This window comes from Streptomyces sp. YS-3, from assembly GCF_045257485.1.
Taxonomy (GTDB): Bacteria; Actinomycetota; Actinomycetes; order Streptomycetales; family Streptomycetaceae; genus Streptomyces.
Genome location: NZ_JBJHPC010000024.1, coordinates 20793 through 30786, shown reverse-complemented (window position 1 = coordinate 30786; position 9994 = coordinate 20793). Strand labels below are relative to the sequence as shown.

Here is a 9994-nt window from a genome sequence, read left to right as displayed (position 1 = left end):
GCCTGGGTGAGGTCGGCCGCGTACGAGGAGGGCAGCCAGCCCTCCGGGCGGCGCAGCGCCGGGTCCTGGGACGCCCGGCCGCACATCTCGATGACCTGGGCGGGGGACGGCCGCTGGGCCGGGTCCTTGCCGAGGCAGGCGGTGACGATCTCGCGCAGCTCGTCCGGCAGGCGCGACAGGTCCGGTTCCTCGTGCACGATCCGGTACAGCACGGCGTGGGAGGACCCGTCGCCGAAGGCCGCGGCGCCCGTCGCGGCGAAGACCGCGATCTGGCCGAGCGCGAAGACGTCGGTCGCCGCGGTGCAGCTCGTCCCGGCCGCCTGCTCGGGCGACATGAAGGACGGGGTGCCGACGCTGACACCGGTCCCGGTGAGCGCGGTGGCGTCCGCGGCGCGGGCGATGCCGAAGTCGATGACGCGCGGCCCGTCGACCGCGAGCAGCACGTTGGACGGCTTGAGGTCGCGGTGGACGATGCCCGCCTGGTGGATGACCTGGAGCGCCTCGGCGATCCCGGCCACCAGCAGCAGCACGGTCCCCACCGGCATCGCGCCGTGGGCGGCGACGGCGGCGTGCAGGGAGGGGCCCTGGACGTAGGCGGTGGCCAGCCACGGGCGCGGCCCGTCGGTGTCGCTGTCGACCACGGGCGCGGTGTAGAGGCCCTGCACCCGCTGCGCGGCCCGCACCTCCTGCTGGAACCGGCGGCGGAAGTCGGGGTCCTCTGCGAACTCGGGGCGGATCACCTTGATCGCGACCGGGCGTCCGCCGGGCGTGTAGGAGAGGTACACCTTGCCCATGCCGCCGGCGCCGAGCCGGGCGCTGAGAAGATATCCGGCCACCGAACGGGGGTCGTCCTCGGCCAGCGGCTGGAACACCGCCGCATCCGCCGCCGGCCCGTCCGCTCCGCCACGGCCCGACTGATGCTGATGATCCGACACTCTTTGCCCCCGTATATCCCTTTACCCTGCGCTTACGGCGCCGAGCCTATCGAAGCCCGCGCCGGACGCGCCCCTTTCCGGGGGCGTCCCTTCCGCGGGGCCCCCGGCTCGGCCGCTCCCTCAGCCCGCCTCCCGGGCGGGCCGTCTCGCCGGGCGCTCGGGGACCTGGGGCAGCGGCGGCCGGACCCGGTGCAGCAGCGGCCCGGTCATCAGCGTCGTGACGACCGCCATCAGCACCATCGCCGTGAACAGGCGCGTATCGATGACCCCCAGGCTCAGGCCCACGTTGAGGATGACCAGTTCGGTCAGTCCCCGGCAGTTCAGGAGCACTCCGAGCGCCGTCGCCTCGCGGGGCGTCGCCCCGGTCAGACGGGCCGCGCCGAACGCGCCGGTGAACTTCCCGGCGCACGCCACCACCACGACGGCCGCCGTCATGACCAGGCCCCGGACGCCGAGGCCGGAGACGTCCACGGACATCCCGGTGACGGTGAAGAAGACCGGCAGGAGCAGCAGGCTGGTCTGCTCGATCCGCTCGGGGACCTGGGGGGCGCTCTCGTCGATCCGGCGGTGCGGGGCGACGGCGCCGAAGGCGAACGCGCCGAAGACGGCGTGCAGACCGGCCTCCTCGGTGGCGACGGCGGTCAGCAGGACGCCGACGACGAGGACCGCGTGGGTGAGCGCGGGACCGCCGGCCCACGGTCTGGCCGGGTCGAGGACCCAGACGAGACCCGGCCGTACGAGCAGGACGAGCACGGCGAGCAGCAGCGCCGACTCGATGACCATCCGGGCCAGCGGCCACGGCCCGCTCGCGCGGACCACCACGACCACCGCCGCCAGGATGCACCAGGCGAGGAAGTCCTGTACGGCCGCGCAGGCGAGCGAGAGCGCGCCCAACGGGTCCTTGTACAGACCGCGTTCGGCCAGAATGCGGGCGAGGACGGGGAAGGCGGTGATGGACATGGCCGCGCCGAGGAAGAGCGCGGGGCCCAGCCGCCCGTCCGTCTTCAGCTCGGACTGGCTGAGCCAGGGGTGGAGCCCGTACGCCAGGCCCGCGCCGAGCCCGAACGGCAGTGCCACCGAGGTCAGCGAGACCGCCGCCACCTGCCGTCTCGCGGTGGGGGTGCGCAGCTGCCCGAGGTCGAAGTGGTAGCCGACGCCGAACATGAACAGGACGAGGCCCAGTTGGGAGAGGAGTTGGAGGTAGGGCAGCGTCGAGGGCGGGACCAGCTTCGTCTGCGGGTCGCCGGGGAGGAGGGAGAGAAGGCTGGGGCCGAGCAGGATGCCGCCGACGATCTCGCCCATCACCGCGGGCTGGCGTACCCGCCGGGCCAGCCGCGCCAGTACGAACGCCACGGCGAGGATGACGGCGAGGGCGAGGAGGAACCGTCCGGTGGGGGGCGCCGCGGCTTGGGCGAGTACGCGATGCGTCGGCACGTCGGGGCACTCCTGTCGGGCCGCAGGGTGTTCCGCTGTCCCGCCGTTCTACCGGGGATTCACGGACGGGCACAACTGCCGTTCAACCGCGCTCTTTTTGACATTGAACAACCCTCGTCACCGCAAAGGAACCCCTATAGAATTGCCGCGCACCCGAACCCCACCCCGATGATCACCGTTGTGCGCGTGGGACTTGGAGGGAGTTGACGGATGGATCGCGACGAGGAACTCAGGATTCTCGACCGTGCCCTGGAGCATCTGCGCGACAAACGGCTCCCCCTGACCGACTCGGACACCCGGGTGAGCGTCGACCGCTATCACTCCCCGCAGTGGTACCGGGCGGAACTCGACCGTATTTTCACCCAGTTGCCATCCATGCTGGTGCACAGCTCGGAGATTCCCAGGCCGGGCACCTTCGCGACCCTGGAGCATTTCGGCAGGCCGCTGATCGTCAGCCGCGACCAGGACGGTGTGGCGCATGTGTTCCTCAACGCCTGCCGGCATCGCGGAGCACGGCTGGAAAAGGAGCCGTCCGGTCTGCGCAAGCAGTTCATCTGCGGTTATCACGCCTGGCGCTACGATCTGGACGGCACCCTCGCCGCGATCCCGAGCCCGCACTGCTTTCCCGGTGTCGAGCGGGGGAAGCGCAATCTGGTGGCGCTCCCGGCGGTCGAGGCGTACGGATTCGTATGGCTGATGCCGGAGGAGAATCCGGGACGCGCCGCCCTGGACGCGTTCCTGGGTGACTTCCGGCCCGACATCGCGGATCTCGATCTGGCCTCGTACGAGATCTACGGCGCCGAGAGCCAGGAATGGGAGATCAATTGGAAGCTGGTGGTCGAAGGCACTCTGGAGGGTTACCACTTCCCGTTCCTGCATGCGAGGAGCGCCAACCCGCTCTTCGAGAACAGCACGTTCTTCTTCGACGCGTTCGGGCCTCATCTCCGCTCGATCCTGCCGAAGCGGTCGATAAACTTCATCACGAAGACGGAACGCTCGGAACGGCGTCTGCTGTCGGTCGCCAACGTCATCCACACGATCTTTCCGAACGAGACCGTGCTGCATCAGTCGGACCACTTCCTGTGGATTACCAGCCACCCGCTCGGTCCGACCCGTACGCTCGTCAAACTGCGCCTCATCGTGCCGAAGGGGTCGGTGGGCGAGGGCAGCGCCGAGCAGTGGGAGGAGAACCGGCAGCTGACCTATCAGGTGCAGTACGAGGACCTGGAGATCTACCGGGAGATCCAGATCGGGCTGACCAGCGGCGCCAACGAGGAACACTGCTTCGGTACGCAGGAGTTCGCGCTCCAGAAGTACAACGAGGCGATCGAGGCGCACCTCTTCCCGGAACACTGAGCGCTCACCGCGCCCGCCACCTCACTTCGCCGGCAGCCGCCTCTTCGCCGCGTACAGCGCGCCCCCGGCCAGCAGGCCCCAGAACGCGCCGCTGATCCCGAAGAACTGCACGCCCGACACCGTCACCACCAGGGTGACCACCGCCGCCTCCCGGTCGCCGGGGTCCGTGACCGCTCCCACCAGCGAGTTGCCGAGCGCGCCCAGCAGCGCCAGGCCCGCCACCGCCTCGATCAGGGTGGGCGGGGCCGCGCCGACGAACGCGACGGCCGCCCCCGCGCCGAGGCCGAGCAGGATGTAGGCGCCACCCCCGACGGCCGCCGCCCGGTAGCGCTTACGCGGATCGGGCCCGGCGTTCTCGTCGGCGCACAGGGCGGCGGTGATCGCGGCCAGGTTGACCGCGTGGCCGCCGAAGGGCGCCGCGGCCAGGCCGAAGGCACCGGTCCAGCCGAACAGCGGGCCCGGCTCGGGCTCGTAGCCGTTCACGTTCAGGACCGCGATGCCCGGGATGTTCTGCGAGGCCATCGTCACCACGTACAGCGGCAGCGCGAGGCCGATCAGGGCCGAGGCCGTGAAATGGGGCGTGACCAGGACCGGGTGGGGCCACAGGGGGCCGAGGTCGGCGGCGGATATATGGGTGGTCGCGGCGATCAGGACCACCGCGACGACGACCGCCGCCGGGACCGCGTACAGCTTTCTGAAGGTGCCGACCACGGCCCAGACGCCGACGATCGCCAGCCCCAGCGCCGGTTTCTCCTGGACGGCCTTGGCGGGGGCCAGGCACAGCGGCAGCAGGATTCCCGCGAGCATGGCGTTGGCCAGCGGTTTCGGGATGGCCGACACCGCGCGGCCGAGCGGCTTCCACAGCCCGGTGACCACGATCAGCGCGGCGGCCACCAGGAACGCGCCGACGGCCGCGCCGAATCCGCCGTCGACCGAGGCCGCTCCGGCGAGGAGCGCCGCCCCGGGCGTCGACCAGGCGACGCTGATCGGCATCCGCAGCCGCAGGCTGAGGAAGATCGCGCAGGCGCCCATCGCGACGGAGAGCGCCATCAGGCCGGACGCCGCCTCGGCGCGGCTCGCGCCGACCCTGGTGAGGCCTTCGAGGACGATCGCGAACGAGCTGGAGAAGCCCACGAACGCGGCGATCAGCCCGACCGTCCCCGCCCTGACCAGCTCGGACGCCGACCCCGGCCGCCGAGCGGGTCCGGGTCCGGGGCTCGGTGGACCACCCGCGCTCAGCGCCTCCGTCTCGGACGTGGTCACGGCAACTCCTCGTATCCGCTCTGTACGACGATGTCGCGCATGACCTCGCTCGCTCCGGCGGCGACGGTGGCGGCCTGGGCGTCATGCGCGGCCTGGACGATCGGCGCGCCTTCCCGGAAGCCCTCGGAGCCGTGCAGATGGCGGCATTCCTCGGCCACGGTCCGGGCCACTTCGGTGGCCTTGAGCTTAGCCATCGAACAGGCCGTGATCGACAGCGGGTCGCGGGCGTAGCTCCAGGCCGCGTGGTGGGTGAGATGGCGGGCCGCCTCCACCTCGGTGAGCAGATCGGCCATGGTGTGGCGGACGGCCTGCTTGGCGCTGAGCGTGGACTCGAACATGGCGCGGTTCTTGAGGTGTCTCCAGGTCAGGTCCAGGCAGTTGGCCGCGTCCCCGACCGCCGAGATCCCCGCCGCGAGCCGCTCCAGCTGCATGTTCTTCATGATCTGGACGAAGCCGGAGTTGCGGCGGCCGATCATGTTCTCCTTGGGCACCCGTACCCCGCGCATGCTGACGTCGGCCATGGCGCAGGCACGCCAGGCGATCGAGTCGTTGGGCAGGACGTGGACGCCCTCGGCGGTGCGGTCCACCACCAGCAGGGTCAGATTGCCCTGGCCGGCCCGGGAGCGGGGCTCCCCGGTCCGTACCGCCGTCACGAAGAAGTCCGCGAACCCGCCGTTGACGACGAAGCGCTTCTCGGCGTCGACCACCAGATGGTCGCCGTCCTCGACGGCCGTCGCCTCCAGCCGCCCGAGGTCCGAGCCCGCCTGGGGTTCGGTGATCGCCAGGCCCGCGATCAGGTCACCGGCCACGGCCGGGCGCAGATAGCGCTGCTGGAGCTCGGGCGAGCCGTTGGTGGCGAGGTAGCTCGTGCCCATGTAGGCGTGGAGCGCCACCGCGAACCGCACTCCTCCGAAGCCGGTGCGGCCCAGCTCCTCCAGGAAGACCACCGAGTGGAAGATGTCGAGTCCGGCGCCGCCCACGGACGTGGGGTGGTTGAGGCCGAGGAGGCCTTCGGCGGCGAAGGCGTGCCAGGCCGAGCGGGGCATCGCGCGCCGCCGCTCCCACTCCGCCGCGTACGGCACTACCTCCTTGCGGAAGAAGGTACGGACCGAGGCCCGGAACTCCTCGTGCCCGGGCGTCAGATGGGCCGAGGGGCCGCTCAGCGGATCGGTCACCGCGCGCCCCCCGTCGCCAGCCGTCCGCAGACCGTCGCGAGCACGGCCTCCTCCTCGTCGCGCAGGAAGAAGTGCCCGGCGGGAAAGGAGCGGATGGTGAACTCCCCGGTGGTGTGGTGCTTCCAGGCCACCATGGACTCGTACGGGTCGATGTCGTCGTCCTCGCCGCACAGCGCCAGGATCGGCGCGGTGATCCGCCCGGGTGAGGGCTGCCAGGTCTCGGCGAGGCGGAGATCGGCGCGGAGCACCGGCTCCAGGAGGGTCATCAGGGCGCGGCTGGCGAGGACCTCGGGCGGGACGCCGTTCATCTCGCGCAGCCGCCGGTGCAGGGTGGGCCCGTCCATGGTGTGCATGGGCGGGGTGCGCGCCGGCACGCCCGGCGCCCGGCACGCCGAGACGACCAGGAGCGCGGGCGGCCGGTGGCCGTCGGCGGTGAGCCGGTGGGTGAGTTCGTAGGCGAGACGGGCGCCCAGGCTGTGGCCGAAGAAGGCGTACGGCCCGCGCGCCGTCTCGGGCGCCAGGGCCTCGGCCAGCGCGTCGAGCGCCTGCGGCCAGGAGTCGAAGGGCGGCTCGCGGAAGCGCTGTTCGCGCCCGGGCAGCCGGATGCCCGTCACCCCGACGCCCGGCGGCACCCGGGTCCGCCAGTCGCGGAAGACCTGGGTGCCACCGCCCGCGTACGGGAAGCAGAACAGCCGGATGGTGGCCGGGGCGTCGCCGCCGAACCGGGCGAACGGGTCGCCCGTCGCGGTCCGGTGCGGCGCGGCGGCGCGGGGCGGGGGGCGCACGGCGGGCCTACGCCATCGCCTCGTCGACGGCCTTGGCCAGACTGCTCAGCCGGGCGTCCTCGTAGAGCGTCTCGGGCAGCAGCACGTCGACGGCGAAGCGCTCCTCGACGCGGGAGAGAAACTTGATGGCGGTGAGCGAGTTGCCGCCGAGCTCGAAGAAGTCGTCGCCGACGGCCACGTCGGTGATGCCGAAGAGACCGCGCCAGATGTCGGCGATCGCCTCCTCGGTCGCGGTCATGGGCGGCGTGCCGAGCGCCGCCCGGGAGTCCTGGGAAGTCATGGCCTTCTCCTCCGTCCGTCAGTCCCGCGAGGCCGCCGGCTGGGCGGCCGGCGCTGCGGGTGGTGGGGTGTGGGTGTCGTGGGCGGCGAGCAGCGCGCGGCCGTCGACCTTGCCGGTCGCCGTCAGGGGCAGCGCCTCGCACAGGTGGATGCGGGCCGGGACCAGATACGCGGGGAGCCGGGTCCGCAGATGGTGGCGCAGCGAGGCGGGGGTGGCGGACGGGTCCGCCACCACGAAGGCCACCAGGGCCCGTTCGCCGCGTTCGGTGCTCACCGCCACATGGCTGCGCCGCACCGCGGGGTGCCGGTCGAGGTGGTGGGCGACCTCGCCCAGCTCGATGCGGAAGCCGTTGATCTTCACCTGGTCGTCCTCGCGGCCCTGGAAGACGAGCGAGCCGTCGGGGAGCAGGGTCCCGTGGTCGCCGGTGCGGTAGAGCCGCTCGCTCACGCCGTCGGCCACGCGGTCCACGAACCGCTCGGCGGTGAGCTCCGGCATGCCGAGGTAGCCGGGTGAGAGCCCGTCGCCCGCCAGACAGATCTCACCGGTCCGGCCCGCCTCGCACAGGGTGGTGCCGTCGATCACATAGAGCCGGGTGTTCTGGATCGGGGTGCCGATCGGCAGCAGTCCCGAGCCGGGGACGAGGCGGTCGACGCGGTGGTAGGTGGCGAAGGTGGTGGCCTCGGTGGGTCCGTACACATGGACGAGGCGGCCCGGTCCGTACCGGTCGAGCGCCGCCGCCACCCGCGGGATCGAGTGGAGTTCGCCGCCCATGAGGACGGTCTCGGTCCCGTCGAGGGCGGCGGGTGCCTCGTCGACGACGGCGTTGAACAGGGCGGTGGTGAGGAAGACGACCGTGATGCGGTGCTCGTCGATGACCCGGCCGAGCCGGGAGAGCCGCACCAGGCCTTCCGGATAGAGCACGCACGTACCGCCGTTGAGCAGCGCGCCCCAGATCTCGAAGGTGGCGGCGTCGAAGGTGACCGGTGCGAGCTGGAGCAGCCGGCTGTCCGCCGCCAGCCGGGCGAAGCGGGCGCCGAGGACGAGCCGCGCGATGCTGCGGTGCCGGATGGCCACGCCCTTGGGGCGGCCCGTGGAGCCGGAGGTGAAGTTGACGTACGCGAGCGAGTCGCCGTCGATGTGGACGGCGGGGGCGGCCGGCCTCTCCTCCGACCACGGTTTCGCCGACAGGACGTGGCTGGCGCCGAGCCGCCGGGCGAGCTGTTCGTGGCGGTCCGTCAGGATCCAGCGGCAGTCGGCCTCCGCGAACAGGCCGTGCAGCCGTTCGTCGGGCCAGCCCGCGTCGAACGGCAGATACGCTCCCCCGCACTTGAGGACCGCGAGCAGCGCCACGATGAGCTCGGGTGAGCGGGTCAGGCAGACCCCGACGGTCGAGCCCGGCGCGAAGCCCTGGGCGAGCAGGTGGTGGGCGAGGCCGTTGGAGAGCCGGTCGAGCTGTGCGTAGGTGTATGCGCGCTCGTCCTGCACCACCGCGAGCGCGTCGGGGCCGCGGGCGGCGCTCGCGGCGAACAGCGCGGGCACGGAGCTGTCCCGCGGATAGTCGGTGGCGGTCCGGTTGATCCGGCGGTGGAGGGCGAAGGCCTCATCGGTGCCGGTGAGCCGGGTCCCGTCGAGTCTTTCCAGCGCGGACACCCCCCGGGATGTGGCGACGTCGGAGCAGGAGTGGCCGGGCCGGGTCAGCGGGCGGTCCGGAAGGGTGTGCCGTTGACGGTTCGGTCGACGAACCGGTTGTGCCCGTACCGGTCCTCGCCGGAGACCAGCACACAGCCGAACTTGTCGAGGCTGGCCTCCCCGCCGAACTCCGCGAGGGCGTCCGAGAACGGGTAGACCCGCACCTGGGTCGGCAGATAGCGGGCCGCGTACCCCAGCCGCATGTCGTCGGTCAGACCCGCGTGCGGATGCGAGGCGTGCATCAGGGTCGACCAGAAGATGATGAACTGGCCCTGCTTGAGCACCATCGACTTGGCCCGGGACTCGTCCGGGCTCCAGTTCGGGTCCTTCTGGAGCTGGCGGTAGTCGTAGCCGAAGAAGCCGCGCCGCACACCGTCCTTCTCCAGCTTGCCGATGGAGTCGGCGTCGTACGTCATGACCTTGGACTCGTCGTAGTTCATGGTCCGGTGCGAGCCGGGGATGAACTGGAGGCAGCCCATCTCCACGCTGGCGTCGGTGAACGCCGACCAGACGGTGATGGTGCCGCCGAACTCGGAGTCCTCGGGCCAGACGATCTGGGGGTGCTTGGATCCGGCCACGTTGGAGAAGTTGTCGGCCTGGTGCCAGTCGGTGCCCTCGTCCCCGGGGTACTTGGGGAAGAACTCGGTGCGCCAGCAGAGCACGTCCGGGCCGAGGAGGCCGGCGACCCGGTGGACGATCTCGGGGCGGGTGATGTGGTCGGCGAGGAAGTCGACGTCGAGGTGGCGGTCGTAGTTGGCGAGGTTGGTGACGCCGGAGACCGCCTTCTCCTGCCCGTAGATCGCCCGCTTGGTGTTGAGCAGCTTGGGGCGCAGGGCGCGGAGGTTCTTCTCCATCTCGTCGGGTTCGTAGAGGTCGAACGGGCCGATGTAGCCGTCCCGGTGGAACTGTTCGATCTCCCGGGCGCTCAGGGAGAAGTCGGTGCTCGTGGTGCCGGCCAGGTCGTCCATGCATCACCTCTGTGTAAGCGACACTCCGCTGGGGCAGCGGACGGGTAAATGCGTGCTGTTCCGGTCAACTCTCGCCAGTCGAGGGCGAGTTGCGCTCTGTTTAACACAG

Annotated in this window: 9 protein-coding genes; 1 reads left to right on the top strand and 8 read right to left on the bottom strand. The window is 71.5% G+C overall.

Going from position 1 to position 9994, the window contains the following annotated elements:
- Together ACJA3G_RS04390 and ACJA3G_RS04385 are read right to left on the bottom strand one after the other, a co-directional pair.
- The coding region (locus tag ACJA3G_RS04390) for a serine/threonine-protein kinase (RefSeq protein ID WP_406551529.1) at positions 1 to 872 on the bottom strand (872 nt) is incomplete at its 3' end.
- 183 nt (positions 873 to 1055) lie between these two features.
- Positions 1056 to 2369, bottom strand: a complete 1314-nt coding sequence (locus ACJA3G_RS04385) for a cation:proton antiporter (protein ID WP_406551528.1) — start codon at positions 2367 to 2369, stop codon at positions 1056 to 1058.
- 210 nt (positions 2370 to 2579) lie between these two features.
- On the opposite strand from ACJA3G_RS04385, the gene ACJA3G_RS04380 reads away from it, so the two are divergent.
- On the top strand, positions 2580 to 3725 hold the full coding sequence (locus ACJA3G_RS04380) for an aromatic ring-hydroxylating dioxygenase subunit alpha (RefSeq protein ID WP_406551527.1): 1146 nt from the start codon (positions 2580 to 2582) through the stop codon (positions 3723 to 3725).
- Between the two features lie 21 nt (positions 3726 to 3746).
- Here the strand turns inward: ACJA3G_RS04380 and ACJA3G_RS04375 are convergent, their stop codons facing one another.
- From ACJA3G_RS04375 to ACJA3G_RS04350, 6 genes are read right to left on the bottom strand one after another with little or no spacing between them, the layout of a single operon-like run.
- On the bottom strand, positions 3747 to 4988 hold the full coding sequence (locus ACJA3G_RS04375; RefSeq protein ID WP_406551526.1) for a benzoate/H(+) symporter BenE family transporter: 1242 nt from the start codon (positions 4986 to 4988) through the stop codon (positions 3747 to 3749).
- Positions 4985 to 6163 carry an acyl-CoA dehydrogenase family protein gene (locus ACJA3G_RS04370; protein WP_406551525.1) on the bottom strand — a complete coding sequence of 393 codons (1179 nt, stop codon included), beginning with the start codon at positions 6161 to 6163 and terminating at the stop codon, positions 4985 to 4987. The genes ACJA3G_RS04375 and ACJA3G_RS04370 overlap by 4 nt, the downstream gene beginning before the upstream one ends.
- Positions 6160 to 6948 (bottom strand): thioesterase II family protein, encoded by a 789-nt coding sequence (locus tag ACJA3G_RS04365; RefSeq protein WP_406551524.1) that lies wholly within the window; start codon positions 6946 to 6948, stop codon positions 6160 to 6162. The genes ACJA3G_RS04370 and ACJA3G_RS04365 overlap by 4 nt, the downstream gene beginning before the upstream one ends.
- Positions 6949 to 6955: 7 nt before the next feature.
- A complete protein-coding gene (locus tag ACJA3G_RS04360) occupies positions 6956 to 7228 on the bottom strand; it encodes a phosphopantetheine-binding protein (RefSeq protein WP_406551523.1) in 273 nt (90 codons plus the stop codon).
- Between the two features lie 18 nt (positions 7229 to 7246).
- Positions 7247 to 8878 carry an amino acid adenylation domain-containing protein gene (locus ACJA3G_RS04355; RefSeq protein WP_406551522.1) on the bottom strand — a complete coding sequence of 544 codons (1632 nt, stop codon included), beginning with the start codon at positions 8876 to 8878 and terminating at the stop codon, positions 7247 to 7249.
- A 44-nt stretch (positions 8879 to 8922) separates the two neighbouring features.
- The gene (locus ACJA3G_RS04350) at positions 8923 to 9885 is read right to left on the bottom strand and encodes a chlorinating enzyme (protein WP_406551521.1); all 963 of its coding nucleotides are present in this window, start codon (positions 9883 to 9885) and stop codon (positions 8923 to 8925) included.
- Positions 9886 to 9994: the final 109 nt, after the last annotated feature.